The sequence below is a fragment of the Streptomyces sp. NBC_01320 genome (assembly GCF_035974375.1).
Classification (GTDB): Bacteria; Actinomycetota; Actinomycetes; order Streptomycetales; family Streptomycetaceae; genus Streptomyces; species Streptomyces yanii.
On sequence record NZ_CP108390.1, the window covers coordinates 379401 to 404264 of the forward strand.

At 68.8% G+C, this 24864-nt stretch carries 26 protein-coding genes and 5 pseudogenes; 16 read left to right on the forward strand and 15 right to left on the reverse strand.

Features of this window, described 5'->3' with window-relative positions; genetic code table 11:
• Positions 1–44 precede the first annotated feature (44 nt).
• Positions 45–947: a hypothetical protein gene (locus tag OG395_RS01995; RefSeq protein ID WP_327241313.1), complete on the forward strand. Its 903-nt coding sequence runs from the start codon at positions 45–47 to the stop codon at positions 945–947.
• Between the two features lie 47 nt (positions 948–994).
• Here the strand turns inward: OG395_RS01995 and OG395_RS02000 are convergent, their stop codons facing one another.
• The 4 genes from OG395_RS02000 to OG395_RS02015 form a co-directional block, all read right to left on the reverse strand.
• Positions 995–1369 carry an integrase gene (locus OG395_RS02000; RefSeq protein ID WP_327241314.1) on the reverse strand — a complete coding sequence of 125 codons (375 nt, stop codon included), beginning with the start codon at positions 1367–1369 and terminating at the stop codon, positions 995–997.
• Positions 1370–1469: 100 nt separating this feature from the next.
• Positions 1470–2378: a haloalkane dehalogenase gene (locus OG395_RS02005; protein ID WP_327249229.1), complete on the reverse strand. Its 909-nt coding sequence runs from the start codon at positions 2376–2378 to the stop codon at positions 1470–1472.
• Positions 2375–2779, reverse strand: a complete 405-nt coding sequence (locus tag OG395_RS02010; RefSeq protein ID WP_327241315.1) for a pyridoxamine 5'-phosphate oxidase family protein — start codon at positions 2777–2779, stop codon at positions 2375–2377. The genes OG395_RS02005 and OG395_RS02010 overlap by 4 nt, the downstream gene beginning before the upstream one ends.
• Positions 2776–3468, reverse strand: coding sequence for an NAD(P)-dependent oxidoreductase (locus OG395_RS02015; RefSeq protein ID WP_266977703.1), 693 nt, complete (start codon positions 3466–3468; stop codon positions 2776–2778). Before OG395_RS02015 ends, OG395_RS02010 begins: the two co-directional genes overlap by 4 nt.
• A gap of 76 nt (positions 3469–3544) precedes the next feature.
• Here OG395_RS02015 and OG395_RS02020 point away from each other — a divergent pair, with 76 nt between their 5' ends.
• Together OG395_RS02020 and OG395_RS02025 are read left to right on the forward strand one after the other, a co-directional pair.
• On the forward strand, positions 3545–4201 hold the full coding sequence (locus tag OG395_RS02020; protein WP_327241316.1) for a TetR/AcrR family transcriptional regulator: 657 nt from the start codon (positions 3545–3547) through the stop codon (positions 4199–4201).
• Between the two features lie 164 nt (positions 4202–4365).
• Positions 4366–5049 (forward strand): hypothetical protein, encoded by a 684-nt coding sequence (locus tag OG395_RS02025; protein WP_327241317.1) that lies wholly within the window; start codon positions 4366–4368, stop codon positions 5047–5049.
• A gap of 317 nt (positions 5050–5366) precedes the next feature.
• Here OG395_RS02025 and OG395_RS02030 read toward each other — a convergent pair whose 3' ends face one another.
• Positions 5367–6566, reverse strand: a complete 1200-nt coding sequence (locus OG395_RS02030) for an RNA-guided endonuclease InsQ/TnpB family protein (protein ID WP_327241318.1) — start codon at positions 6564–6566, stop codon at positions 5367–5369.
• 233 nt (positions 6567–6799) lie between these two features.
• On the opposite strand from OG395_RS02030, the pseudogene OG395_RS02035 reads away from it, so the two are divergent.
• The 3 genes and pseudogenes from OG395_RS02035 to OG395_RS02045 all read left to right on the forward strand — a co-directional run.
• A pseudogene (locus tag OG395_RS02035) lies at positions 6800–6889 on the forward strand (transposase); the annotation flags it as partial.
• Positions 6890–7003: 114 nt separating this feature from the next.
• Positions 7004–7141, forward strand: a pseudogene (locus OG395_RS02040) (hypothetical protein); the annotation flags it as partial.
• Positions 7142–7268: 127 nt separating this feature from the next.
• A complete protein-coding gene (locus OG395_RS02045; protein ID WP_327241319.1) occupies positions 7269–8159 on the forward strand; it encodes a TIGR03620 family F420-dependent LLM class oxidoreductase in 891 nt (296 codons plus the stop codon).
• 210 nt (positions 8160–8369) lie between these two features.
• Here the strand turns inward: OG395_RS02045 and OG395_RS02050 are convergent.
• Positions 8370–8909 (reverse strand): annotated as a pseudogene (locus OG395_RS02050) (integrase); the annotation flags it as partial.
• Between the two features lie 315 nt (positions 8910–9224).
• On the opposite strand from OG395_RS02050, the gene OG395_RS02055 reads away from it, so the two are divergent.
• Positions 9225–9437, forward strand: coding sequence for a hypothetical protein (locus tag OG395_RS02055; protein WP_327241320.1), 213 nt, complete (start codon positions 9225–9227; stop codon positions 9435–9437).
• Between the two features lie 417 nt (positions 9438–9854).
• Here OG395_RS02055 and OG395_RS02060 read toward each other — a convergent pair whose 3' ends face one another.
• Positions 9855–10316, reverse strand: coding sequence for a VOC family protein (locus OG395_RS02060; RefSeq protein ID WP_327241321.1), 462 nt, complete (start codon positions 10314–10316; stop codon positions 9855–9857).
• Positions 10313–10900, reverse strand: a complete 588-nt coding sequence (locus OG395_RS02065; RefSeq protein WP_327241322.1) for a DinB family protein — start codon at positions 10898–10900, stop codon at positions 10313–10315. The genes OG395_RS02060 and OG395_RS02065 overlap by 4 nt, the downstream gene beginning before the upstream one ends.
• 62 nt (positions 10901–10962) lie before the next feature.
• On the opposite strand from OG395_RS02065, the gene OG395_RS02070 reads away from it, so the two are divergent.
• Positions 10963–11961 (forward strand): helix-turn-helix transcriptional regulator, encoded by a 999-nt coding sequence (locus OG395_RS02070; RefSeq protein ID WP_327241323.1) that lies wholly within the window; start codon positions 10963–10965, stop codon positions 11959–11961.
• 523 nt (positions 11962–12484) lie between these two features.
• Here the strand turns inward: OG395_RS02070 and OG395_RS02075 are convergent.
• A complete protein-coding gene (locus OG395_RS02075; RefSeq protein ID WP_327241324.1) occupies positions 12485–14113 on the reverse strand; it encodes an IS200/IS605 family accessory protein TnpB-related protein in 1629 nt (542 codons plus the stop codon).
• On the reverse strand, positions 14106–14681 hold the full coding sequence (locus OG395_RS02080; RefSeq protein WP_327241325.1) for an IS607 family transposase: 576 nt from the start codon (positions 14679–14681) through the stop codon (positions 14106–14108). Before OG395_RS02080 ends, OG395_RS02075 begins: the two co-directional genes overlap by 8 nt.
• A gap of 77 nt (positions 14682–14758) precedes the next feature.
• On the opposite strand from OG395_RS02080, the gene OG395_RS02085 reads away from it, so the two are divergent.
• The 3 genes from OG395_RS02085 to OG395_RS02095 all read left to right on the forward strand — a co-directional run bounded on the left by OG395_RS02085 (position 14759) and on the right by OG395_RS02095 (position 16916).
• The gene (locus OG395_RS02085; RefSeq protein WP_327241326.1) at positions 14759–14965 is read left to right on the forward strand and encodes a LysR family transcriptional regulator; all 207 of its coding nucleotides are present in this window, start codon (positions 14759–14761) and stop codon (positions 14963–14965) included.
• Positions 14966–14987: 22 nt separating this feature from the next.
• The gene (locus OG395_RS02090; protein WP_327241327.1) at positions 14988–15617 is read left to right on the forward strand and encodes a hypothetical protein; all 630 of its coding nucleotides are present in this window, start codon (positions 14988–14990) and stop codon (positions 15615–15617) included.
• A 465-nt stretch (positions 15618–16082) separates the two neighbouring features.
• Positions 16083–16916 (forward strand): PIG-L family deacetylase, encoded by an 834-nt coding sequence (locus tag OG395_RS02095; protein WP_327241328.1) that lies wholly within the window; start codon positions 16083–16085, stop codon positions 16914–16916.
• A 629-nt stretch (positions 16917–17545) separates the two neighbouring features.
• On the opposite strand, the gene OG395_RS02100 is transcribed toward OG395_RS02095, so the two are convergent.
• A complete protein-coding gene (locus OG395_RS02100; RefSeq protein ID WP_327241329.1) occupies positions 17546–18409 on the reverse strand; it encodes an alpha/beta fold hydrolase in 864 nt (287 codons plus the stop codon).
• A 162-nt stretch (positions 18410–18571) separates the two neighbouring features.
• Between OG395_RS02100 and OG395_RS02105 the strand changes: the two genes are divergently transcribed.
• Both OG395_RS02105 and OG395_RS02110 read left to right on the forward strand, forming a co-directional pair.
• A complete protein-coding gene (locus tag OG395_RS02105; RefSeq protein ID WP_327249230.1) occupies positions 18572–19408 on the forward strand; it encodes an AraC family transcriptional regulator in 837 nt (278 codons plus the stop codon).
• A 41-nt stretch (positions 19409–19449) separates the two neighbouring features.
• Positions 19450–19821, forward strand: coding sequence for an integrase core domain-containing protein (locus OG395_RS02110; protein ID WP_327241330.1), 372 nt, complete (start codon positions 19450–19452; stop codon positions 19819–19821).
• A gap of 82 nt (positions 19822–19903) precedes the next feature.
• Here the strand turns inward: OG395_RS02110 and OG395_RS02115 are convergent, their stop codons facing one another.
• From OG395_RS02115 to OG395_RS02125, 3 genes are read right to left on the reverse strand one after another with little or no spacing between them, the layout of a single operon-like run.
• Complete coding sequence (locus OG395_RS02115) at positions 19904–20356, reverse strand: DUF6069 family protein (RefSeq protein ID WP_327241331.1); 453 nt, start codon at positions 20354–20356, stop codon at positions 19904–19906.
• Positions 20340–20648 carry a hypothetical protein gene (locus OG395_RS02120; RefSeq protein ID WP_327241332.1) on the reverse strand — a complete coding sequence of 103 codons (309 nt, stop codon included), beginning with the start codon at positions 20646–20648 and terminating at the stop codon, positions 20340–20342. Before OG395_RS02120 ends, OG395_RS02115 begins: the two co-directional genes overlap by 17 nt.
• Positions 20649–20653: 5 nt before the next feature.
• Positions 20654–21667: an RNA polymerase subunit sigma-70 gene (locus OG395_RS02125; RefSeq protein WP_327241333.1), complete on the reverse strand. Its 1014-nt coding sequence runs from the start codon at positions 21665–21667 to the stop codon at positions 20654–20656.
• 249 nt (positions 21668–21916) lie between these two features.
• Between OG395_RS02125 and OG395_RS02130 the strand changes: the two genes are divergently transcribed.
• Positions 21917–23545, forward strand: coding sequence for a transposase (locus OG395_RS02130; protein ID WP_327249231.1), 1629 nt, complete (start codon positions 21917–21919; stop codon positions 23543–23545).
• A gap of 83 nt (positions 23546–23628) precedes the next feature.
• On the opposite strand, the pseudogene OG395_RS02135 reads toward OG395_RS02130, so the two are convergent.
• Positions 23629–23868, reverse strand: a pseudogene (locus tag OG395_RS02135) (IS6 family transposase); the annotation flags it as partial.
• Here OG395_RS02135 and OG395_RS02140 point away from each other — a divergent pair.
• Positions 23866–24006 (forward strand): annotated as a pseudogene (locus tag OG395_RS02140) (IS6 family transposase); the annotation flags it as partial. The pseudogenes OG395_RS02135 and OG395_RS02140 overlap by 3 nt on opposite strands.
• Positions 24007–24176: 170 nt before the next feature.
• Complete coding sequence (locus OG395_RS02145; RefSeq protein ID WP_327241334.1) at positions 24177–24863, forward strand: response regulator transcription factor; 687 nt, start codon at positions 24177–24179, stop codon at positions 24861–24863.
• The last annotated feature ends 1 nt before the right edge of the window (position 24864 follow it).

Below are 24864 nucleotides of genomic sequence, written 5' to 3' on the forward strand. Positions count from 1 at the left end.
AGGAACAGGGCAGTTGCCACGTCACCGTCTTTTCGGAGGTCCACATGCGCATCCGGGCGTCGCGCTCACTGAGCCTGCTCGCTGCGGCGGCTTTGTCCGCCGCCGGCTTGGGGGCCGTCTCCGGTTGCGGCGGCCAGAAGGATGCCGACGGCGACACGGCGGTGATGGCGCACCGTGCCCGCAAGGTCGCCAGAGCCTGGGACGGGTCAACCGCTGCCGCCGCGTGGCGAGTTGGCTACCACCCCATGGGCGAGGTGGCCCAGCTGCCGCGCGGCGGCCTGCGGAGCCAGGCTGACAAGCGGGCCTACCAAGACCACACCTTCGTCCTGCGGGGCACGCTACCCGACACCGGGCCGAAGGACGGCCGGGTGACTTGGATCGGAGGCGGATCGCTCACACGGCAGCTGGCGGGGGCGGTTGAGTCGTACAAGACCCTGGCTGGGGGCCGCACCGGCGGAAAGCCACACCTCACTGTGACCGGGGCGAAGCTGGGTGAGATGAGTGTGGCCACCAGCCGGGGACCGGCGGTGGTCCCAGCCTGGCTGTTCACCCTAAATGGCTATGCCTCCCCTCTCAAGCAGGCCGCTGTCATCCCGTCGCCACTCCCCCGGCCGCCGATCGGGCGGGCCTACGGCGTCCCGGGCTATCCGCTCAATCAGCTGGTCCAGATTGCCGCAGGAGGGCGTTCGGTGACCGTGGTTGCCCTCCACGGTGCCTGCGACGATGGCCCCGTGGTGGCTGTACTGGAAACACGGGGCAGCGTGGTGCTCTCGGGCTCCGTCAAACACCGTAAGGACGACGGCGGCCACTGCACCAAGCAGGCAAGGTTGCAACAAGTGACTGTGAAGCTGGCACGACCCGTAGGCGACCGCGTTGTGGTCGACGCGCACACCGGCCAACCGGTTCCCTGCAAGCCACCGCACGGACCCTCGCCGAGCTGGAGTTGAGCAGCGCAAGTCCTTGCCTGTGGAGCTCGAAAAGCCATCGCTGCAGCTCAAGCCGCGTATCGGTATTCGTTGATGACCCCGCCCAGGACGCGGGTGCGCAGAAGCCTGCGGGGTACGCGATCGTGCAACACCGCTGGCTGTCCCGGGGCTTCGGGTGGTCTTTGGTGTCGTGATCGGTGTGGCCGGTGGCAGGTGTAGTGCTCCTGATACTCGGCGAGGACCTGTCGGGCGTGGACCTCGTTCATGATCGGGATATGGTCGAGGCCTCGCGCCGGATCGTGCCGATTACTCGCTCGCAGTAGGCATTTCACGCGCGGCGCCCGAGGTGCGCTGAGCAGCACCTCGGTGTCCTCGGCTTCGAAGACGGCGTCGAAGGAGTCGGTGTACTTGCTGTCGCGGTCGCGGAGAACGAAGCGCAGCAACTCGACGCGGGTGCCGAGGTCGACGGCGAGATTGCGGGCCTGCTGGGTCGCTCACTGCGCGGTGGGGTGGGCGGTGACGCCGCGCCGTGATCGAGGACGCCTACTGGCGTGCCAGCCCGTGGCGGTCGGCCCAGGCGTTGATCGCCGCGGCCAGCTCCTCGGGGCGGTCCTCCGGGGAGTGGTGGCCGGCCAGGCCGTGGCGGGAGACCTCCAGGCCCGCGATGTTCTCCTCGCACCAGGCCACGGTCCCCTGATCGGTCATCGCGCCCGGTCCCGGCTCGAACGCGGCGAGCAGTTTGGGGACTTCGGGGCTGGCGGCCAGCCAGGCGTCGTACTGCTCGATGCGGGCCACGACGTCGGCGGGCTCGGCATCCAGCGGCATCATGCGCGTCCATGCCAGTACCGGGCGGCGGCTGTGCGGGGTCGGGAAGGGGCGGCGATAGACCTCCAGGTCGGCAAGATCGAGCGGGGTGGCGAGTGTGTCCGGGAGCCCCTCAATGAACAGCGACTTCTCCAGGATCATCTCCTCGCCCACCCCGGGGGTGCGTAGAAGGGTGAACAACTTCCGCCCGGCTGCCGGAAATTCGTCGTCGACCAGCGGCTTGATGATGGTCTCGGTGAAGGCGAGGCCGCGGACGGTGCCCGGGAGGCGGGCGGCGCGGTCGAAGGCGAGCGCGCCGCCCCAGTCGTGGCCGACGAGGACGGCCTCGGTAAGGCCGAGGGCGTCGAACCACGCGTCGAGGTAGCGGGCGTGGTCGTCGAAGGAGTAGGCGAGGTCGGGCTTGCCGGAGTCGCCCATGCCGATGAGGTCGGGGGCCAGAAGGCGGCGGCCGGGCGCGGCCACCCCCGGCAGGACGTTCCGCCACAGGTGGGAGGAGGTGGGGTTGCCGTGGAGGAAGACGAAGGGCAGCCCGTCGGGGTCGCCGGACTCGCGGTAGTAGAGGGCGGAATCGAGGACGGGGAGGGTGGGCATGGCGGTGTCACTTCGCTTTCGATACGGGGGATTCAGAGGTTGAGGCTCAGGACGCGGTCGACGGCGATCTCGACGACGACCAGGTCCAGCGGGGCGGGCGGGTCCGCGCGATAGCGGACGGTGTAGCGGCGGACCGCCTCGGCCAGGCGCGCGGGGGCATCGGTGACCGCGGCCCGGCCTTCGAGTGTGATCCAGCGGAAGCCGTCCGCCTGACAGAGCGCGACACGGGCCGCCGGGCCGCCCGCCTCCACGTTCCGGGCCTTGCGGGCCCCCGCCCGGGTGGTCACCCGGACCAGGCCGGTGGCCGCGTCGAAGGTGAAGCGGACGGGGGTGACGTGCGGGGTGCCGTCGGGGCGGAGGGTGGTGAGGGTGGCCGTGTGCGGGAGGGTGAGGAACGCTCGTGCGACGACCGGGAGTTGGAAGGTCGGGCGGCTCACTTCTTCTTCACGCCCTCGTCCCAGATCAGCTTGGCGATGTTCGGCTTCACGGCCGTGGTGATGACGCCCATGGCCGTACGGACATACCGCCGCTCCGCCAATTCGCGCAGCATGCTCGCGGCGAGGTCGGCACGGGCGGTGAAGACGCCGTCGGCGCTGGTCTCGGCGGTGTGGTAGTCCGTGACGACGGGGTGCTCGAAGAGGCCCGAGGGCCGGACGAAGGTCCAGTCGAGGCCCGTCTGACGGATCACGGCCTCCATGCGGCGCATGTCCTCGTGGAGGGTGCGGCCGAGACGTCGGTTCACCAGCGGGTCGAGCACATGGTTGAAGAAGTGCGCGCCGGTAGGGCGCCAGTTCGGGTCGGCGATGCTGGAGCTGACGGCGAGCAGCCGCTTGATGCCGTGGCGGGCCATGGCCCCGGTGATGACGGTGGCGCTCGCCGAGTACGTGGTGATGGTCTCCTTGCTGAAGCGTGCGCCCAGCGCGGAGAGGACGGCGTCCGTCCCGCCGATCGCGGCGTCGACAGCCGCCGGGTCGGTGGCGTCGGCGACGGCCACGGCAAGGCCGGGCCGCGCGGGCAGGGAGCCGGGTCTGCGGGTCACGGCGACGACCTCGTGGCCGGCGGCGAGGGCCTGGTCGGTGAGGCGGCGGCCGGTCGGTCCGTTGGCACCGAAGACTGCGATACGCATGGTGTCGGGTCATCCCTTCGTATGGTTTCCGGAACGCCCTTGACTGTGCTGCTCACCAAACGCAGGCTCAACGCTGATGAATAACGCCGCCCCTGCCCCCACCCGCACCCGAGGCCGCCCCCGCGGCAACCCGCCGACCCGCGAGTCGATCGTCTCGGCGGCCCGTTCGCTGTTCCTGGAGCACGGCTACCGGAGCACCACCCTGCGCGCGGTGGCCGGGGCCGCAGGGGTCGACCCGGCGCTGATCGCGTACCACTTCGGCTCGAAGAAGGGCCTGTTCGCGGACGTGATGCAGTTCCAGTGCGCCAATGCGCTGGCGGTGGACGACGTCCTCGGCGGTGACCCGGCCACCCTCCCCGACCGCCTGATCGACGCGGTGACCGACCTGTGGGAGGACGCCGACTTCCAGCAGCTCACCACCCAGGGCGACGAGGCCGCCGAGGTGATCCGCGAATACCTGGAACGCGAGCTGCTGGCCCGGCTTGTTGAATTTCTCGGCGGCCGGGACGCGACCGCCCGCGCCACGGCCGTGGTGACGATCCTCGGCGGCCTCATCTACACCCGCTACCTCAACCCCCTCCCCACCCCCGCCGCCCTCACCCCGTCCGAGATCCGTCACAGCCTCACCCCGGCGCTGCGCGCGGCACTGGCCCCGAGGCCGCGCGCGGCGGCACCCACCAGAGCCGGCCGTCAGGGCTCGCCGACCTCGGGCGGAGGCGCCGTTCGGCCTTGACCGCCTCAGCGCCTCCAGTGCGGCGTAGCCCGAAGACCGGGGCGTCTTCCGGGAATCCCGGTGAACCCCGGCGGTGCCCGCGCCCGGTGTGCTGACCGGCCAGGATCAATCGCGCCGGCATTTCCTGTACCTCAACTACTCACGCCCGGGGTGCGGGTGCGGGCATGACCGGCACTCGCCCCGGGCGGCACCCCATCCGCGCAATCCTGAACGACGAATGGAGCAGCATGTCCTACGACGGGGCGTTCCTGTGGGGCCCGGCGAACTTCACCGGACGGCCGCCTGCCCGGCTGGTGGTGGAGGGCGTCGTCGTGGGCGTCGTGACGGCCGGTCTGGTCGCGGGTGCCGCGGTGACGGGTGTGCTGACCGGTTTCGACATGATCGGCACGGTGGTCGGAGCCGTCGTGGCCCTGGTCTCCGCCGGGTATCTCCTCTCGACGAACGCGGGACGTGTCCTGGTCGGTGCGGTCGCCCTGTTCGGCGGGTTCCTCGCCTTGTGGATACCGGGCCAGACCGCGCAGGCCGTCCTGGCGGCGCGCGGCGAGAGCCGCACGGTGGTGGTGACCGAAGTCCACGTCCACCGCTACGAAGGACGGAACTACGTCAAGAACTCGTGCTCGGTACGTCTCCTTGACGGCACCCCGGTCCCGAACGAAGCCTGGCGCAGCTGCGGCGCCGACGCCCGCCCGGGCCAGCACATCACGATGGTCTTCGACCCGGAGGACGCCGTCCCCCCGGCCGACCGCATCCTTCCCGCCTCCGCCGCAGCAGCCCTCGCGAGGCCGGCGGCGGCAAGTTTGGCGCTCGCGGCACTGTGCTGCGCCGCGGTGATCCGGTCCCAGCCGTGAGACGGGAGCGAAGCACGCGAGGCATCGGTGTGGGCTGGACCCAGAACGGGGCGTTGCACGGATCTTTCTTGAGGTGTTTTCCGAGTTCAGAGGCAGTTTCAGGACTCCGGGGCGGGGCGCTGTGCGGGCCGTGTCGCCACCCCCAGGCGCGTAGAGCCTGGGGCAAGGGATGAGGCAGCGCGGAGCGGGGGAACCGGGCGCGGAGCGGCCGGTGACCGACTGCCCCGTCCCGCGGCACGGCACGGACGGCGCGGGTGCGCCCCCTCGTGGAGGTCGCGCGGGTGACTCCTCCACCCCGTGAACGGGGTGGCTTCTCGCTATGCCGGTTGGGCTTCGCGACGGACCAGCCCGGCCCGTAGAACGTTGAGAGCACCGACTGTGTCCGCGTGCGCGGTGTGGCCACAGGCGACGCAGTGGAACTTCTCCTGGGTGGGCCGGTTCTCCTTGGCGGTGTGCCCGCATTCGGGGCATCGCCGGGAGGTGTTGCGGGGGTCCACGGCGATCACTTCCCGCCCGGCGCTCTCAGCCTTTGCATTCAGGATCGCGAGGAACACCCCCCATCCGGCATCCGATATCGAGCGGTTCAGTCCGGCCTTGGCCGCTGCCCCGTTGGGCAGGAAGCTGCCCGGCTGGTCGGGGTCGGGCTTCGGTTCGGGGGCCTTGCTCATGTTGCGGATCTTAAGGTCTTCGTGCGCGATGAAGTCGTGTTCCCGCACGAGGCCGAGGGCGGTCTTGTGGGCGTGGTCGAGGCGCTGGCACCGCACCTTGCGGTGCAGACGTGCCACAGCCTCTACCGCCTTGCGGCGGCGCTTGCTTCCGCGCTTGCACCTGCTCAGTGCCTGCTGAGCTGCTTCGAGCTTCCCTGCGGCCTTTCGCCCGTGACGCGGGTTGGGCACGAACTCGCCGTTCGAGCCGGCGAGGAAGTTGGCAATGCCCAGGTCGATGCCGACCACGCTGCCGGTCGCGGGCAGCGGCTCGGGCCGGGGCCGCTCGGCCGTCAGGACCACATACCAGCGCTTGCCCTCACGCTTGACCGAGACCGTCTTGACATGGCCGACCACCGGCCGGTGCCGGTGCACCTTGACGTGCCCGATGCCCTGAAAGCGGACGCGGGTGACCGGGTCATGCGCGGTGGCATCCCAGCGGCAGCCGTCACCGTCCCTGGGGAAGTCCACCGTGTCGAAGCGGCCGATCCCCCTAAAGCGCGGACAGCCCGGCTTGTCCCCGGCCTTGATGCGCCGGAAGAACGCGGCAAACGCCTTGTCCAGCCGGCGCAGGGTGGCCTGCTGCGAGGAGAACGACCAGCGGCCCTGACGCTCCGGGTCGAACGCCCGGATCTCCTTGAGCTGCACCGACTGCTGCCCGTATCGGACCGTCGTCTTCGAGGCGTGCCGGTAGGCGTCACGACGCTCTTGCAACGCGCCGTTGTAGAGCGAGCAGTGATCGCGCAGCATCTCACCGAGCGCTTGTTCCTGCCGGGCGGTGGGCCGCATGAGGAACTTGTACGCACGGATCATTCAGCCCACCCCTCCGACTCGAATCGACCTTAACCGTAACATTGGTTCATGTCACCACGTTGGGAACCAAACCCCGACGTACGGCGCGGCCGTCACGTCATCCACCACCTCCACACGCAATTGATGTCAGTCACCAGATACCGGCGGACCGTCTTCAACGACGAGATGCTGACACGCTACGAAGAGAGGAGTTCACCGGCCACGTCAACCAGGCCATCATGCACGGCCGCTTCTGGTCCGGCTCCTACTTCGCGGGGTCATGCGGCGGCGCACCCCTCCACGTGGTCAAGGACTACATCGAGAACCAGAAGCGGCCCGACTGAGCGCGGCTCCGCGGGCGAGGCATTCCGGAGCGAAACTGCGGCGCTCCGCGCCGCAGGGTTCAGGATCGGATTCCCTCCCCGCCTGAAGGCGGGGATTCCCTCCGAAGAAGAGGGATGGATCCTCGGGCCTGGCCCGATGTCCGCGGCCCGGGCTCCGTGGAGGAGATCCGGGAGGCGTTCCGGCGTTGCTGGATCCAGTACATGCCGCACGCCGGAGCGATCGAGGTCCGTGACATCGGGTGGGCGGGCTGACCTGCTGCCTTGCGGCCAAGCATCAATGCCGACTGCCCTACAGGGCTACACGCGCGATTGCTGTACCCGTACGGATGAGTCCCCGCCCAGCCGGGAATAGCGGGCACGGGTCGCTGTTGATCACACCATGACTTCTGAGACGCGCGAGGCATTCGGACGGGTCGGCATCTGGAGCAGTGCCCTGCACGGGGCGCGGGCGGACGACGCGGGCAAGGGGGCGATCGCGGAGGCGGTCGCCGAGCTCGAAGAGCTGGGGTACGGCACTCTCTGGATCGGGGGCAGTCCCTCGCCCGACGACGCCGCGGCTGTCGTCGCCGCCACCCGCACAGTCACTGTGGCCACCGGCATCCTGAGCATCTGGGACCACACCGCCGAGGAGGTGGCGGCGCGGATCGCGGCGATCGACGCGAGCACGCCCGGGCGATTCGTCCTCGGCCTGGGCGTCAGCCATGGCCCGATGGTGCCGCAGTACGCGAAGCCGTACAGCGCAATGGTCGCCTACCTCGACGCACTCGACGCCGCCACCCCGCCCGTGGATTCCGGACGTCGGGTCCTGGCGGCGCTCGGCCCGAAGATGCTGAAGCTCGCGACCGGCCGGGCGCTGGGCGCACACCCCTATCTCGTCACCACCGAGCACACTGTGGAGGCACGCGAGGCGCTCGGCCCCGACGCGCTGCTCGCCCCGGAGCTGTCGGTAGTGCTCGACACCGACCTCGACCGGGCCCGCACCACTGCGCGGAACATGCTGGGAATGTACCTCCGGCTGCCCAACTACACCGACAACCTGCTGCGCCTGGGGTTCGCGGAGAGCGACTTCGAGGGCGGCGGCAGCGTCCGTCTCCTCGACGCCCTCTTCGCCCTGGGCGACGCCGAGCGCGTGAAGGCCCGGACGCGGGAGTACCTCGACGCCGGCGCCGACCACGTCGCGCTCCAGGTACTCACCGCCGACGAGGGCGGCGCCGGCCTGCCGCGGGCCGAATGGCGTGAGTTGGCCGGGGCCTTCGCCGATGAACTGTAGAGGGCGGCTCGCACGGGGAGCCGGACCGGGGACGCTGCCACTGCTGACTCTTCATGCTGACGCTGCCGCTGATCACGGGCCGTGAGGTTCCGCCGGATCACCTGCCAAGCTCCCAGGTCGTCTACCAGGATCGTCATCACCTGGGCAAACGCGGGCCCCACCTCCCAGGCATTCCAGACATACAAGGTGTTCGGGGTGCCAGGCTCCCAGGGCGAGCAGCGCGTCGGCCTGGCTGCGCGGGAAGTCGGCCCAGGTCGTGCTCTGCCGTTCGGGCGCGGGCGGGATGCCGTGCTCGCGGAGGGTCTCCCAGACCGTGGAGGCGGCGGCCTTGATGCCGAGAGCCGGGAGCTCGCCGTGGATGCGGCGGTGTCCCCACGAGGGGTTCTCGTGGGCCAGGCGCGGCACGAGGGCGCGGATCGAGCGGACAGTGGGCGGGCGCCCACAGCACTTGGGCGCGCAGGTCACGGCGTGGCGTCGCTTGAGCAGGTTGCGGTGCCGGCGCGCGATCGTGTCCGGGTGTACCAGCAACAGGAGGTGCCGCAGCTTGTCCATGGGGAGGTGGTGGAGCAGGCCGACGAGGACCGCGTGGTCGGTGTCGGTGAACCTGGGCCGGCCGACCTGGCGCTGCAGGACCAGCAGTTGGTGCCGCAGCGCGAGGATCTCGATGTCTTTGTCCCGATCGCTCATCGGCAGCAGGCGCAGGAACGCGAAGGTGTTGGTCACGGCGAGGCATGCCAGGCGCAGCAGCACGACAGATCATGATGCCGCCCGGCACCTGTCCCGCGAAAACCGCGGGACGAGCAGCGAGTGCCGCCCCGAGATCGGCGCTCAAGACTGCCACCTGCACGGATGATCTATCGGCACCCGCAGTGCTGAGGAGTCCGGCAGTGGTCGGCCGTAGCGGGCGGAGAGACCGGGCGGTACAGCGGGTGGGCAATACCCATAGCCGACATCGCGAAGCGGGCCAGTTACCAGCAGATCGAGTTGTCCTGTTGCGCACTGCCCGTTGCCCAACATCTCCTCATATGCTTGTAGTTCACCTATCCGCCCGTTTCAGGGGGTGTCGTGCCAGCCGACACGATGTACTGCTACACCTGCGAATCTGACGAACAGCACCGTCGCCTCAATGCCACGGAGAAAGTCTGGCTCAAGAACCGCACGGGCCGGAAGACCGTCGAGGAGTTCTTCATGTGCAAGGCTCCGGGCTGCCGCAATCTGCGGACCGGTTTCAACAAGCGCCCCTTCGACCCTGTCATCCGCGTGCCCTTGCCCGACTGACCCCTCGCGGGACAGCAGACCCGCCGACGCACGCTGCTGAAGATGCTGCCGGGCGAGCTGGAGCAGTGGGCACCGGTGCCACCGGCCATCGCTGGCCCGGTCCAGCCTTCGCGCGGATTACCGAGCTGACCGCCGTGGCACCCAGTACGGTCCCGGCCTGGACGCAGGACTGACACACCACCGCGAGGTCTCGCACGCCGACGTTCCCCGCTCCGGGCCCTGATCAAGGGCAGGGGGACAACGCCATGGGCGTCATCCCCTTACCCCGGCGCTGATGTCGCGGCAGGCTCAGGGCCGGCGGCCTACCGGGTGTCCGCCGGGGCGTCGGCCAGCATGACTGCGGCCTTGATCGGCCTCGGGAAACATCGGTGCAGCGGTCAAGACCGGCCGCGGCTCCGCGACTACAGCTGAGCTGCGTCAGTCCAGGCAGAACTCGTTGCCCTCCGGGTCGGTCATCACGATGAAGCCGGCGCTCATCGGGGGAGCGGGCTCGTGGCGACGTACCCGCGTCGCTCCCAGCGCGACGATCCGGTTGCACTCGACCTCCAGCGCCGCCATCCGCTCCTCTCCCTGCAGTCCGGGAGCCGCGCGGACGTCCAGGTGGACGCGGTTCTTGGCGACCTTGTCCTCCGGCACCTGCTGGAAGAACAGCCGTGGGCCGTGACCGTCCGGGTCCTCGATGGCCGATCTCGTGTTGCGCTGCTCCTCAGGTACGCCGATCCGCGCGAGGAAGTCGTCCCACGCGGCCAGCGGGTCGGCGCCCTCGGGCAGGTCGACTCCGGGCGGGCCGGGGTGGAGGTAGCCCAGTACGTCGCGCCAGAAGGACGACAGCGCCCGCGGGTCGTGGGCGTCAAAGGTGACCTGGATGTGGCGGCTCATCGGGTTGCTCCGTTCGTAGCGGGTTTCGTGTGCAGGTAGAGGTCGCGCAGCAGGCAGACCTCGGACAGGTGGTGGATCAGCTCGCGGTGGATGTGCAGCACCAGTTCGGCCATGGGCATCTCGGGGAAGGGCTCCTTCTCACCGATCGGGGCCCGGAGCCCGGCGTCGCCGAGGCCGCCCACCCCAGCCAGCCAGATGTCGAACTGGGTCTCGAGCTGGTCGAGCGCGGTGGCCGCGCTGCCGGCGTACTCCCAGGTCTCGTACGACGCCGCCGGCGCGCCGAAGTCTCCCGCGTTGCGCGCGGCAAGCACGCCGACGAGGACGTGACCGAGCCGCCACGCGATCGTGGTGAAGGCCGAGGGGACCGGCTGGGGGGATGCGTAGTCCATCGCGAAGTCCCCGGCACCGAGCTGCACGGGCGCCGTCGAGCTGCCGCGCGGCCGCACGCTCCAGGCGTCCGGCACCGGCGACCAGAAGTACTCGTCGTCGGTGAGGCCCTCAAGCCGGGCTCGGAGTTGATGTTTCCAGTGGAACTCCCACTGCTCGCGCAGCGTCCGGTTCCAGTCGATCTCGTCTGCATCCATGGAGCCACCGTGACACCTCTGGCGGACAGGATCGGTCCGCTATTTCTGGCAGGGTGGGCAACATGGACGTGTCAAGCGGCGACGAGCGGGGTACGACGGAGCGGGTGCTCACCCTGCTCGGGCTGCTGCAGCAGCGCCAAGTCTGGACCGGCCCCGAGCTCGCCGACCGGCTCGGGGTCACGCCGCGCACGGTACGGCGTGATGTCGAGCGGCTGCGCACGCTCGGCTATCCAGTGCATGCCAGCCAGGGTGTCGGCGGCGGCTACCGGCTCGGGCCGGGGCAGGACCTGCCGCCGCTGCTTCTCGACGACGAGGAGGCGATCGCCACCGCGGTCTCGCTGCTCGCCGGCGCGGGCGGCGCGGTCACCGGCGCCGGCGATGCCGCGCTCCGGGCACTGACCAAGCTCGACCAGGTGCTGCCGACCCGGTTGCGGCACGAGGTGCGCGCGCTCTCCGGCTCGGTGGAGTCCTTTGGCGGAGGCCGCACGCCAGTCGACCCCGAGATGCTCATGACGCTGGCCAGAGCCTGCCGCGACGAGGTTGAAGCCGGCTTCGACTACCCGTCCGGGGGCGATGTGCGACGGCGGCGGGTCGAGCCCTACCGCCTGGTCGCCTCCGACCGGCGCTGGTACCTCCTCGCCTACGACCTCGATCGCGACGACTGGCGCAGCTTCCGCGTCGACCGGATGACCGACGCGTCCGCACGGACCTGGCGCTTTTGCCCGCGCGCGGCGCCCGACGCGGCAACGTACGTGCAGGAGGGTGTGGCGAGCCGGGTCTACCCACACCAGGCGCGCTTCCTCGTGCACGCGTCGGCCGACACGGTGCGCACCCAGATTCCGGCGTCGGCGGCCGTCGTACGACAGCGCGGGAGCGAGTTCTGCGAGGTGCTCAGTGGCGCCGCCAGCCTCGACGCCGTGCTCATGCACGTACTCCTGCTGGGACACGCCTTCGAGATACTCGACCCTCCGGAGCTCGGAAGGCGCTGTCGCGCGCTGGCGCAGAGATTGCTGTCGGCTGGTGCAACGATCTCACCCATCCCGGACGTGGAGGAGTCATGAGCCGCGACCACACCAGCGCCGAGGAGCACCTCCGTCCTGAGCACTTACGGTTCCGGCCCGGATACCCCCGAAACATCACCACGCGCTCCTTTCACATCTTCGGCTCGGCTCACGCGAGGCCCCCTGGCTTCACCATGGAGCCAACGCGGCTGCCGACGTCACACCGCCGACCCCGTACCACAGGGAGGCACTTGGAGGCGCGACGTCGACGCCCACCAACCGAGAGACAGACGCCCGGATCCTCCGAAAGACGGCGAGCGTCAGCTTCCCGCGGAAGTGAGACACCGACGAAGCCGAACTCTGCCGGACCTCGCCCGCGAAACCGGCATGAGCACCGCGAACATGGCCCGCTGGGCCCACACCCACAACATCCCCCTCCGGCCCCGCGGCGGAGTAAGCCACAACATCGCACTCCGCGTCGTCGAGCAGGCAGCCAAGACCCAACCATCCTGGGAAAGGCCCTCACCAGTCCCTATGCCTGGCAGCGACTCGACCGCTTCGCGACCGCATCGTCCTACCGTTCCTAAAGACTGAGCATGAGTTGCACATGCTCAGCCGAACGCCCCGAACGGTCTTGGGGGTTCTGGTCCACCGCGTTCGCTCCGCATTCAGTGCCATCGGATCGTGTCCGTGGTCCGGGTAGGTGGGGGCGGTGTTCCTCGCTCCTTCGGCCGCTGGGTCGAGCCTGGACGGTCCGATGCCCCGCACCATCGCTCTGGTGGTGTGGGGGCGGTGCCGTCCGTCGCCTGATCCGGTGACCGAGGGAGCGTCGTCCAATCGCCACCGCTGCGGCGTAGTGCCGTGCAGCGGGGCGTCGAGGTGTGGAGAGGGGCTTTTGCCAGTGCTCGGCGCCCCACTTGGAGGTGTAGGCGGGATCGACAGCTATCACGCCAATGCCGGCTTCGGCGCACATGCTCAGCAGGCGTGCGCGGAGCTTTCCGGTGGGGATGCCGGAGATGAGCTGCCGGAACTTCTTCTTCCGGCCGTGCTTCTCCCGCGTTTTGGAGTCGGTGAAGTCGAGGTCTTCGATGGCGATGACCTTGACGCCGACGTTCCGCGCCCAGTGGAGGAGGCGGGTGAGGGCGTGGCGGAGCTGCGCGTCGCGGTGGCTGGCAGTGCCGGACAGGTCGTAGCCGAAGCGGCGGGGTGCACCCACCGGGTTGCCGTACTTGTCCAGCAGCCAGGCGGCCAGGTGATCCGCGTTCGTGTCGACGCCGATCACGCCACCGGCCCGCAGCGTGCTGAGAGGGACGATGGGCAAGTCCCTGCGGGTCCAGGACGCATCGAGGTACCAGCGCCCCGAGGACGCGTTGAGATGGATGCGGTAGGCCACGGCCCGGTTCGTTTCGATGCGGTCGCGCCACTCTTCGCCCCGGTGCGGGAAGGTGACCTTCGCGGTCAGCACGTACCGGCCGTGCTTGCTGTTGGCCAGGCCGGCGAGCGGGACCGGGAGTTTGATACTGATCTCGCCCTCGGGGGTGACGCGGATCGTCTCGTTGCCGAAGCGTTTGCCGGACTCGCCGTCAGCGGTCAGGAACCAGCGGGATGTCTCCCACTCAGCCCGCCACCGCTGGGGCGTCTTGCCTGCTGCGGCAAGGTTGTGCCGCTGCTTGACCAGCCGACGACTGCCCCGCACCACGGAGACCTTCCCGACTTCCCGTTCGGCGCGGACTTGCTCGTACCGGCCTTCGAGGATCGCCAGGCGGCGCGTCTTTTGGAACCACTCGTGCTTGGAGCGGTAGCCGCCAGGCTTGCCCCGGCCGCCCTTCTCTCCAACCGGCAGCGACAGCCGGTGCCGGATCGTGCGGATACCGGCATCCAGAGAGACAAGGTGCTGATGCTGGGCGCGACGGGACAGGCCCCACTGGTCATGCGTGTTGGAGGTGACCGAACCGGCCCACCGTGACGACGACTCGGCGGTCATGTCCCGCTTGCGTGCCGCCCACGTGTCCGTGGAATGCTCCAGGCCGTCCCGGCACCTACGGGAAAGATCCCGGGACGCCAGGCAACCCATGTGCTCGCCGACCAGCCGCAAGACCTTCTCGTCCTCGCCGGTCAGGCCCTTGAGGCGGTCCCGGATGCTCACACCCGTGGGCCCGTCGGCGACGAACGGCCGGGCGATCTGCCTGAGCGGCCTGTGCTGGTCAGCCATGCTGCGCGGCCTCCAGGGCCTTACGGGCACGGTTCTTCGCCGAGCGGCGCCCGTACAGGCGGGCGCAGAACGACGTCAGCACCTCCACCACATCGCGCACCAGATCGTCCTCGACCTCGCCGTCGTCCAGGACGACGAGGCGCCGACCATGCGCGGACAGAGCGGCTTCGACGAGTTCGACGTTCATGCGCCCGAGACGGTCTTTGTGCTCGACCACGACCGTGGTCACGCAGGGGTCGGCCAGCAGCCGTTTCGCCTTGGAGCGGGCGCCGTTCATCCCAGATGCGATCTCCTCCTCCACGCGGACCACCCGGTGACCGGCCTTGGCCGCCCACTCCGACAGGCGGGCTACCTGACGTTCCAGGTCGCTCTTCTGATCGTGCGAGGAGACGCGGGCATACAAACCCAGGCCGCCGATGGCCTCCGGCGTGGTGGCTGCATCGACGTTGACCAGGATCGTGCGCGGCCCAACACGCCGAGCAGGCACGGGAAGCGTCCCGTTCTTAAACCAGCGGTACGCAGTGTGGGGGCTCACCCCCTGCGCTCGTGCCCACTCAGTCAGATTCACACGAAGATCATAACGCAACTAGAGTCAGGTCACGCACACTTATACACACTCAACCGACGCCAGCTCCACACCCCACGATGCGCGAGGCAGCGCAAGCCCTCGGTATCAACCAACCGACCCTGGTGATCCAGATCAACCGGTTGGAACGAGACCTGGGGCAGCCTCTGCTTGAGCGGGCTGAACGCGGCCGAGCCATGAAACTGACTACCTTCGGAGACGAGGTCGCCACTGCTATTCGGGCTCTCCGGCTGGCATCGACAGGTCACCACCCCAAAATCGATTGACGGCGGTTGCAGAATCTCTGTCATGGGGACGGACATCAGCGGTTTTGTCGAGTGCCGAGCATGGCACCTCCACGAGGAGGACGAGGACTCGGTTTGGCGAGCCGCCATCGACCTCTTCTTCCTCAACATCACCCGGAACTACGACGCGTTTGGCTGCCTCTTCGGAGTCCGCAACTACGCGAACTTCCGACCGCTGGCCGCAGACCGAGGAATCCCAGTCGATGCGTCGGAGACTGTTCGTGCCGAACTCGATCAACTTGCCCAGTGGCCGGACCAGGCATACGGCACCACCTGGATCACCTGGGCCGAGATCAAGGAGGTCGATTGGGGCGAGCCAGCTGAGAAGGCCGACAGCCGACTCCACCAATACCGGCAGACTCCGGATGGGTTCAGGTTGACGGGGAAGTCCGCCTGGAACTCTCGCTTCGCGCAAGCCGTCGGCCTTCCTGCACAAGTGCCGGACGAGGCTCAAGAGTGGCCCGAGGGGAGCGAATGGCTCATCGGCGACACTCTCTACAGATCCGAGAAACTCCGCCGTCGAGATGCCGTCCCGGAGACCGGCGAGTGGAAACCGGTCTGGACGGTCATGGAGGCGCTCGCATCGCAGCACGGCGATGACAACGTGCGACTCGTTGTCTGGTTTGACAACTGAGTAGGCCCAGGCACGAGCTCTACCCGCCGCTCTCGCTGAGGAAATGCCACCCGTCCTGAGACAAGAGTGGTCGGCCACGACGTGAGACAGCCGGAGAGCTCACTGGTCAGCACGATGCCCTGGGACATGAGCCGCGAGATCCTACAAGTCATGTAGGGTCTCAAATTTTGTATCGGAATCGCACGGCTGGTGCCGGATGGAAGTCGGATCCGACGTGGCGTTGAGACATGCAGGTCGCGCCTGTACCTCGTTCGCGTTGAAACGCCGACGCCTGGAAGGCCAAGCGGCCGCGCCGGGAACAGACGGTCCGGCCGGCACGGTTGCATCGACCGAGGGACCGGCGCCGCGCGGGCGGGGAACACGGAGGCCACAAGGTCGTCCGCCCCACCAGGATCCGGGCCCCAGGATCGCGGTACGCCCGCCGCGCACTCGGACCAAGACGTATTTCTGCAGGAGGACTGTTTCATGACTGACCGGCCCTTGACGCTCATGGCAGTACACGCCCACCCCGACGACGAGGCCACCGGAACCGGAGGGGTCCTCGCGCGGTACGCGGCGGAAGGCATCCGCACGGTTCTCGTGACGTGTACCGACGGCGGTTGCGGTGACGGACCGGGAGGTATCAAGCCGGGCGATCCCGGGCACGATCCGGCGGCGGTCGCCTTGATGCGCCGTCAAGAACTTGAGGCGAGCTGTGACGTCCTGAAGGTCAGCGATCTGGAGATGCTGGACTATGCCGACTCCGGGATGACGGGCTGGCCGAGCAACGACGCCCTCGGATCCTTCTGGCAGACCCCCGTGCAGGAAGGCGCGGCCCGACTCGCGGAACTCATGCGGCACTACCGACCTGATGTGGTCGTCACCTACGACGAGAACGGCTTCTACGGCCACCCCGACCACATCCAGGCCCACCGCATCACGATGGCGGCGCTGGAGATGACCGCGCTGACGCCGAAGGTGTACTGGACCACGATGCCCCGCTCGATGATGCAGCGGTTCGGCGAGATCATGCGCGAGTTTCATGAGGACATGCCGGAGCCGGATTCTGCCGAGACCGCCGCGATGGCCGAGATCGGCCTCCCCGATGATGAGATCACCACGTGGGTGGACACCACCGCGTTCAGCTGTCAAAAGTTCGACGCGTTGGCCGCGCACGCCAGTCAGGGCGAGAACATCTTCTTCCTCAAGATGGGCAAGGAGAGGTTCGGCGAGTTGATGGGCATGGAGACCTTCGTACGTGTCCAGGACGCCACCGGCTCGGCCATACCCGAGAACGATCTCTTCGCCGGGCTGCGCTGATCCGCCCGTCCGACTGGCTGGGAAAGCGCATCGGCCGCATGGCGCGATCGAGCGGGTCACACACCCGGAGGCTTGTCCACGCGAGTTCCGTTCCGGCAGCCCGCGTCCAGGCCCTCGCCGACGGCGTCGACGCGTGCCCGCACTTCCGACCCGACACCGCGCTCGTCCTCAAACCGCCTGGCAATCGCACAGGTGGGAGACCTGCGGGCTGCTGACTTGGAAGGTGCGCGACAGCCCAGGTCACAAGCCCGCCGAGGAAGCGACACGAAGCCGAGGCTCCGATATTCGACACGCCGTGAGGCAACGGAAGAAGCAGCAGGTCACGAGGGCGGTCTCCGACACCAACCGCGAGACCCTACAAGCCATGTAGGGTCTCAGGCTTCGCTGCACAGTCTCACGCCTGACTGCATATCGACTGCACTTATGAAGCGAACGTGAGACAACTAGAAAATCCCCAGGTCACAGAGCTGGAGCATGCAACGAGCCGCGAGAATTTACACCCGTTGCAGGGTCTCAATCTTCGCGTCGGATTCTCCGAGTTGATGTCGGATCCGAATCGGATGCGCCATGAAGCTGAGACTCGCAAGGCGCGGCCATCATTCGCAGACCTGCCGTATTGGGCAAAATCGTCAAGTGGCCTTGGGCGCTCGAACGGTGTGGAACTCGGCGAAGGACACGAGAAGTGCGGCGGTTTGCTGCGGATCCTCCAGAATGGGTGTGTGTCCGGCGCCGGGCAGCAACTCGACTTTCGCGCCCGGAACGACGCGGTAGTCGGCCGCGGAGGAGGGTCGCCATCTGCGGTCTTGGTCGCCGAAGATTACCTGCAGCGGCTTACCGAGGGCCATCAGTCGATCCGGGAGCGCCTGCTGGTTCAGATAGGCGGTGGACGCCTGCATTGCTGCGGTGACCGCGCGGTAGGTCATGCCACGCAGTTCGTCGACGAGTTCTTGTGGGACCTGGTATCCCACGCGGAATCCGGTGCTCGCGAACTGGCGGATCTGCTCGTCGGTCGGTGGCCACTGCGCGGGGTGGAACGCGGTGGGCCCCTGTGCGATGAAGGCATCCATGCTGGGGCCGGTGTTGATGAGCGCGAGCGCGGTCACCAGGTCGGGGCGTTGCTCGGCGAGAGCGGTGGCGGCATAGCCACCGCTGGAGTGGCCGACGACTATGGCGTGCTCGACGCCGAGCCGGTCCAGTGCCGTGCCGATCCTGCGTCCCTGCTCCGGGGTCGCGTAATCGCCGTCGACCGGTTCGGCCGAGCGGCCGTGCCCCGGCAGGTCGATCCGGATGACGCGATGGAGCGTGGTGAGCAGCGGAACCAGGGCGTCCCACGAACGGCTCGAGGTGGCGGATCCATGGATGAGCAGGAGCACGGGGGCGTCGCGAGGGCCATCCTGGCAAACGTAGATGTCGCCGTGCTCCAGGCAGAGGATCGAATCCTCAGGGGCGCCGGCGTCGCCGGTCATATGAGGGTGCCTGTCGGGAGGGGTCATGAGTCCACTGTCGCCGCCGGTGCACACCGGCGGCTTGGATAAATGTTCCCTCCTTGGCCCGCGTAGCATTTGGTGATGGGGTCCACCATGAGTGAACGTGACGATCCCGCTGTGTGGGACGTCGCACGTCCGCAGCGGCCCAGCCGGGTGGCTGGTGTCGATATGGCCGGGTTCCGGGTCCCCGGCCCGCTCGTTGGTGGCCTGCGAGTGGTTCCGCATCCGGCCGTGATGCTGATCCTGGAGTTCGGGGCGAGCGCGTCCACCGTGGAGGATGGCGGTGGGCGGCGACATCGGGGAAGTCTCGTCGCCGGGCCCGGGTTCGGCTCCGGAGGCGGGGTTCGGGCGTGGGGCGAACATGTCGAGTGCGTGCAGGTGCGCCTGTCCCCAGTGGTCGCAGGGGCGGTTCTGGGCTCCTGTCCGGCCGATCTGGCCGGTTCCCTGGTGTCCCTCGACGAGGTGTGGGGCAGGGAGGCGTCACGGATTCGCGAGCAACTGGGCGAAATCCCCTCGTGGGAGGGCCGCTTCGCGTTCACGGACGCGTTGCTCGCCCGTCGTTTTGAGGCGCGGTCGCTGGTGGACCCGGCGGTGGCCTGGGCCTGGAACCGGATCGTCGTCGGCAGGGGCCTCGTCCGGGTCGACCACCTGGCGGCCGAACTCGGATGGAGCCGCAAGCGTCTGTGGTCCCGGTTCCACTCGCACATCGGCATTCCACCGAAAAGTGCCGCGAAGCTGGTCCGCTTCGACCATGCCGTGCACCGTCTGGTCGCGGGTGAAGGGGCAGCCCAAGTCGCGGCGGACGGCGGCTACTACGACCAGTCCCATCTGCATCGGGACGTCGTGGCGTTCACCGGTACAACTCCGGCGACCGTGTTGGGCGAGCCATTCCTGACGGTGGACGACCGCGCATGGCCGACCGTGAAACGCCCACCCAAGACCCACGTTTCCACGGATCTCGGCTCGGTCGCCGTTACCGACGTCGGCTCACGAGGGGGTCGCTGAGGAAGGGCAGCGACGTTGAGACGGCCCACAGTTGAAGTGGCGTGAGACAGCGGAAGAAGTCGCAGGTCGCAGCGTCGCCGTATGAAGCCGAGCGCGAGGCCCTACAAGTCACCAGCGAGGCGTACAACAACCTGTGCGACAGGCTAGGCGTGGTGCAGTCCATGGGGCGCGTGGGATCAGCCCTGGACAATGCCGCCGCCGAGTCGTTCAACTCGCTGATCAAGGTCGAGTACACCCACCGCAACCAGTTCGCCACCCGCGCCGAGGCCCGGCTGAAGATCGCCACCTGGATCACGGACTTCTACAACCCGCGCCGCCGCCACAGCGGGGCCGCCGGCCTACCGCCAATCGAGTTCGAACGCACCCTCAGCGAAGCACGCGCCGAGCACCATCAGAAGGACCAAGCCGCGTAAGGAAGGCCTCTACGTTTCCAGGGGATTGACATCAGTGCGCTCGGCACGTCCTTGCGCCGCGTGTTGTTCCGTTGCGGGATCGTCAATCGGTCCGGGTGCGGAGGCTCCGCGCCAGGGTGGGGATCATCACCGTCGCAGGGACGAGGTGTAGCCCGAGAAGGGCGGTGGTGGCGGTGTTTGCCCCGGAGAGGAGGGGCGGGACCATCGAGATCGCGGTCAGCGACACTGCCGTCCACACGAATCGCTTGGCGGGGCGAGCGCTCCAACGAAGAATAGCGACGGCAATGACGATGCCCATGACCGAGAAGAAGCCGGTCACCACGGCGAACCCGGCTAACGGGATCGTCTCGCCACCATCGGGGACCTCGAAGTCGACGCCAACGGCCTGGGCAAGCGCAGCGGCGAGGGTGGTGGCCACCATCGCTGCGAGCGTGGCAATGAAGCCGGTGCCGGCGAGCCTGCGGAGTCGGTGGGTGTGGCTGGTCCGGCCCGATGCCGGGCCTGCGACGACGCCGGTGTCATTCATGCTGTTCATGTCGTTCCTCCATCATTCGGTAACTGGCGTACGGGTGTGTTGACTGGCATGTGACGGTCCTGGCCTTGGGGGTGACGATGCGCACCCTCGCCGTGCGACGGCCGGGGTTGCGCAGGGCGCGGACGCCGGTGCCGCGGAGCCAGAACCCGGCGCCGCGTCCGAGAACCGGCCCGGGCTCGCCGTCGCGCAGCTCCAGCTGCACCCGCCCGCGGGTGACGACGCCGAACGCGTCGCACCATTCCGCTGCGACCACCGCGACACGCGTGCCACCGCGCAGCGCGAGCGTCCACATCGGGACTACTCCGTGCCGTCCGCCGGCAGGCGCTCCGGCAGCCCGAGCCGCGGGAACTGGTCGGCGTGGAAGATGACGATCTCGGTGATCGCCCCGCCGGTGACGCGCAGGACGTCGAGCGTCAACGGCAGGTAGGCGCCCTCGCGCTCGTTCCAGAGGTAGAAGGCGACGGCGGGCTGCCGGTTCACCGACGTGGGGACGCCGCGCAGTCCCTGCATGCCCTCGAAGCCGTCCTCGACCCAGCCGGTCACCACCGCGTCGCGGCCCAGGGACAGGCCCGGCGTGGGCGGCATCGAGCAGCGGACGTCGTCACGGAGCATGTCGGCGAGCCGGTCGACGTCGGTGGCCACGCTGGCGTCGGTGAAGCGACGTACCAGCTCGCGCGTCCCGGAGTCCTCGGCGCCGCCGGTCCAGTCCTGCCGCTCGGCGGGCAGGTGCTCCCGCATGCCGGCGCGGGCCCGCTGCAGCGCGCTGTTGACGGAGTTGACGGAGTCGCCGAGGAGCTCCGCGACGTCCTTCGCCGGCCAGCCGAGCACGTCGCGCAGGATGAGTACGGCGCGCGGGCGCGGCGCGAGGTGCTGGACGGCGACGAGGTACGCCAGCTCGATCGTCTCCCGCGCGACGGCGACGGTCTCCGGCTCGTCCGCGTCTCCCGCGGGCAGCTCGTCGAGCAGCCGGTCCGGGTAGGGCTGCAGCCACAGCACCTCGCCGCCGGTCGCGGGCTCCGGGCGGCGTTTGGCGAGCAGGTCCAGGCAGGCGTTGGTCGCGATCCGGTACAGCCAGGCCCGGAACGTTGACCGCCCCTCGAAGGTCTCCCGCCGCCGCCAGGCACGAAGGAACGTCTCCTGCACGGTGTCCTCGGCGTCCTCGAACGACCCGAGCATCCGGTAGCAGTGCACGTGCAGCTCTCGCCGGTGCCGCTCCGCCAGCCCCGAGAACGCCGGCTCGTCGACCTCGCCCAGACCGCTCCCGCCCAGACCGCTCTCGCCCAGCTCCTCCAGCCGCGTGTCCGCATTCATCACGTCATCCTTCCGTCTCGTCGTGTCCCGTCGTAGGTATGACGGGTGCGGGCGCGACAACTCATCACCAGGGTTGCGAGCTGCTGTCGGTTTGCTGCATTGAAGTGAGTTGTAGCGAGCGGGAGTGAGTCCTGTGGGTGGATTTGTGGGGGTGGGAACGGGGGTTCTGGGGTCGAATGGGTGACCTTGGTGGCTGCTGCTCGTTGGGTCGGGTGGTAGGTGTCCGGTCTGGAGGGTTGGGGTGATGTGGTGGGTGGTCTGCGGGAGTTGGCCGTGTCCTTCGTGGTGCCTGGGCCTTGCGGGGTGGCGGTCCGGGACCGCCTCAGACACCTCACGCCCCAGGACGAGAGGGTGCTGCGTGCGGTCGGTGCACATCAGGGGGCGCTGGCTTCCGGTGATCTCAAGGCCCGCTGTGCGGATGGTCTGGGGCACAGCGCGGATACGTGGGCGTCGCGGAAGCGGGAGCTGACCGGGGTGTCGTCGTCGCGGATCGCGGGGGCCATCACGAAGGCCACGCACGATCAGTGGGCGCTCGCACGCCGTTGCCAGGCAGCGCACATCCAGAACCTGGCGGCCGGGATCACGATGCTGCGGCACCGGCTGTCCCTCCCGGTCGGGGAGAAGGGCACCAAGCGTGCGGCGGGTGGTTATCGGTCGAAGGGCGAGTGGTTCCGCAAGTCCCGCCGCCTCGCGGCACTGGAAGCCAGGCATGCTGCTGCTGTGGCCGACTGGCAGGCCGGACGGGTCCGGGTGGTACGGGGCGGGAAACGTCTCCTCAACACCCGCCACCACCTCACCGAGGCCCAGCTCACCGAAGACCAGTGGCGACAACGCTGGGAGGCGGAACGCTGGTTCATCGCTGCCGACGGTGAGTCGGGGAAGCGGTTCGGGAACGAGACGATCCGCGTCACCCCGGACGGCGAAGTCAGCATCAAACTGCCAGCCCCGCTCGCGCACCTGGCCAACACCAGGCATGGCCGGTACACCCTCACCTCCATCGTGGCGTTCGCGCACCGGGGCGCGGAGTGGGCCGACCGCATCGAAGCGCACCGGGCCGTCGCCTACCGCATCCACCTCGATGTGAACCGCGGACGCTGGTACCTCACCGCATCCTGGCAACGCCCCGCCGTCCGGATCGTCCCGTTGGAGACCGCCCGCGCCCGGGGGATGATCGGTGTCGACACCAACGCCGACCACTTCGCCGCCTACCGGCTCGACCGGCACGGCAACCCGGTCGGCGGGCCGCATCGTTTCCCCTACGACCTGTCCGGTTCGGCCGGTCACCGTGACGCACAGATCCGTCACGCGCTGACCCGCCTGATCAACTGGGCCAAGTCTGTCGGTGTCGCCGCGATCGGCATCGAAGACCTCGACTTCGCGCCTGAGAAGACCCGGGAGAAGCACGGCCGCCGCAAGCGGTTTAGGCAGCTCGTCTCCGGTATCCCGACCGGCAAGCTCAAGGCCCGGCTGGTGTCGATGGCCGCCGAACACGGCCTGAGCATTGTCGCGGTCGATCCCGCCTACACCTCCCTGTGGGGTGGTCAGCACTGGCAGAAGCCGCTGGTCACCCCCCACCGCACCATGTCTCGTCACGATGCCGCGGGCATCGCGATCGGACGACGTGCCCTTGGATACCCGGTCCGGCGTCGGACGGCACCGCCCCCACGCGACCGGAGTGATCGTGTGGGGCATCGGACCGTCCAGGCCGGGTCAGGTGACCGGGGGCGTGAGGGAACCCGCCCACCCGCAACGGACCGGCCCCCTGGAGGACCGTCGCCGAGCGGGAAGCGAAAGCGGGAACCCAGCGCATCCAACACCGTTCGGGATGCGCCCAGTACGCAACAGTGGGTCCAGGACTCACTCATGCGCACTGGTTAGGAACGGTGGCGTTGTCACGTTGTCGAAGGTGTTGGCGCTTGGCGGGGTGCCGGGGCGTGCTGGGGTCGGTTCCGGCTCCGCACTCAGGCCGTGGCGGGCAGGCCGGCAGTGCCGGTGATCTGCTCCCAGATCGCGAAGCGGACGGTCATTTCGGCGCGGTGGTCGGTGGCGGTCATCAGGTGGCGTCGGAGTCGGAAGTGGGGTGAGATGCCGCTGAACGCGGACAGGAACCGCTGGGCTCCGCCGACGCTGCGGAAGCCCTTCATGGCGCGTTCTCGTTGCCGGGTCGGCTGGTGGGAGTTCTCGGCCCGGTTGTTGAGGCCAAGCGTTTCTTCCGCAAGCTCCTCAAGAAGACGCGCTCGGTGCCGCGAGTGGTGGTCACGGACAAGCTCCGCAGTTACGGGGTCGCGCACCGCGAGGTGATGCCTTCCGTCGAGCACCTTCAAGATCCAAGTCTCTCCGGTGTCCAAGATCCGGGGTCAGGGCCCGGATAGCGAGGACGGGGGTCCGCACTGCACACGCAGCAGAAATGCCGGGGCCTCGGACACCCGTGTGGCGCTGGAGTTCGCGACGCGAGCGCAGGCGGGTTGGCAAGTGGTCAGTGCGTGATTGTGTGGTTAGCGTTCGTGGTGTGGCGCACATCGTGATCGTGGAGGACGACGCCTCTATCGGACCCAAGCTTGCGGCCTCGCTGCGCAATGTCGGACATGACAGCGACTGGTGCCAGGACGGCGCGGCAGCTCTGGCCAGGGCCGCCGATGGCGGCGTCGACCTGCTGCTGCTCGACCTGGGGCTGCCGGACGTGGACGGCTTCGAGCTGTGCCAGCGGCTGCGGGACCGGCTGCCGGGCGCGGTGCTGGTGGTGCTGACGGCCCGCACCGGGGAATTGGACGTCATCCAGGCGCTGGAGTCGGGCGCCGACGACTACCTCACCAAGCCGTTCCGACTCGCCGAGCTCGTGGCGCGGGTGACGGCGCACCTGCGGCGGGCGGCGGACGGCGGCGACACGGCGGAAGCGGCGGGCCTCGTGCATGGGCGGCTGGTGATCGACCGCGCGGCGCGGCGGTGCCTGACGCCCGAGGGTGAGGTGGAACTGCGGCCGAAGGAGTTCGACCTGCTGGCCGTGCTGGCGGCGGCATCGGGACAGGCGGTAAGCAGGGAGGAACTGATGAGCCGGGTCTGGGACGAGAACTGGTTCGGCTCGACCAAGACCCTGGACGTGCACGTCGCGGCGCTGCGCCGCAAGCTGGGGGACCTGGTGCACATCACCACGCTGCGGCACTTCGGGTACCGTCTCGAGCCCCCGTCGGACGCCTGAG

Bases quoted from the DNA above. Each gene is read 5' to 3' on its own strand.
- OG395_RS01995 (WP_327241313.1), top strand. From the start codon at position 45: ATGCGCATCCGGGCGTCGCGCTCACTGAGCCTGCTCGCTGCGGCGGCT.
- OG395_RS02015 (WP_266977703.1), bottom strand. From the start codon at position 3,468: ATGCGTATCGCAGTCTTCGGTGCCAACGGACCGACCGGCCGCCGCCTC.
- OG395_RS02020 (WP_327241316.1), top strand. From the start codon at position 3,545: ATGAATAACGCCGCCCCTGCCCCCACCCGCACCCGAGGCCGCCCCCGC.
- OG395_RS02025 (WP_327241317.1), top strand. From the start codon at position 4,366: ATGACCGGCACTCGCCCCGGGCGGCACCCCATCCGCGCAATCCTGAAC.
- OG395_RS02030 (WP_327241318.1), bottom strand. From the start codon at position 6,566: ATGATCCGTGCGTACAAGTTCCTCATGCGGCCCACCGCCCGGCAGGAA.
- OG395_RS02045 (WP_327241319.1), top strand. From the start codon at position 7,269: ATGACTTCTGAGACGCGCGAGGCATTCGGACGGGTCGGCATCTGGAGC.
- OG395_RS02060 (WP_327241321.1), bottom strand. From the start codon at position 10,316: ATGAGCCGCCACATCCAGGTCACCTTTGACGCCCACGACCCGCGGGCG.
- OG395_RS02065 (WP_327241322.1), bottom strand. From the start codon at position 10,900: ATGGATGCAGACGAGATCGACTGGAACCGGACGCTGCGCGAGCAGTGG.
- OG395_RS02070 (WP_327241323.1), top strand. From the start codon at position 10,963: ATGGACGTGTCAAGCGGCGACGAGCGGGGTACGACGGAGCGGGTGCTC.
- OG395_RS02075 (WP_327241324.1), bottom strand. From the start codon at position 14,113: ATGGCTGACCAGCACAGGCCGCTCAGGCAGATCGCCCGGCCGTTCGTC.
- OG395_RS02085 (WP_327241326.1), top strand. From the start codon at position 14,759: ATGCGCGAGGCAGCGCAAGCCCTCGGTATCAACCAACCGACCCTGGTG.
- OG395_RS02090 (WP_327241327.1), top strand. From the start codon at position 14,988: ATGGGGACGGACATCAGCGGTTTTGTCGAGTGCCGAGCATGGCACCTC.
- OG395_RS02095 (WP_327241328.1), top strand. From the start codon at position 16,083: ATGACTGACCGGCCCTTGACGCTCATGGCAGTACACGCCCACCCCGAC.
- OG395_RS02100 (WP_327241329.1), bottom strand. From the start codon at position 18,409: ATGACCCCTCCCGACAGGCACCCTCATATGACCGGCGACGCCGGCGCC.
- OG395_RS02105 (WP_327249230.1), top strand. From the start codon at position 18,572: ATGGCCGGGTTCCGGGTCCCCGGCCCGCTCGTTGGTGGCCTGCGAGTG.
- OG395_RS02115 (WP_327241331.1), bottom strand. From the start codon at position 20,356: ATGAACAGCATGAATGACACCGGCGTCGTCGCAGGCCCGGCATCGGGC.
- OG395_RS02120 (WP_327241332.1), bottom strand. From the start codon at position 20,648: ATGTGGACGCTCGCGCTGCGCGGTGGCACGCGTGTCGCGGTGGTCGCA.
- OG395_RS02125 (WP_327241333.1), bottom strand. From the start codon at position 21,667: ATGAATGCGGACACGCGGCTGGAGGAGCTGGGCGAGAGCGGTCTGGGC.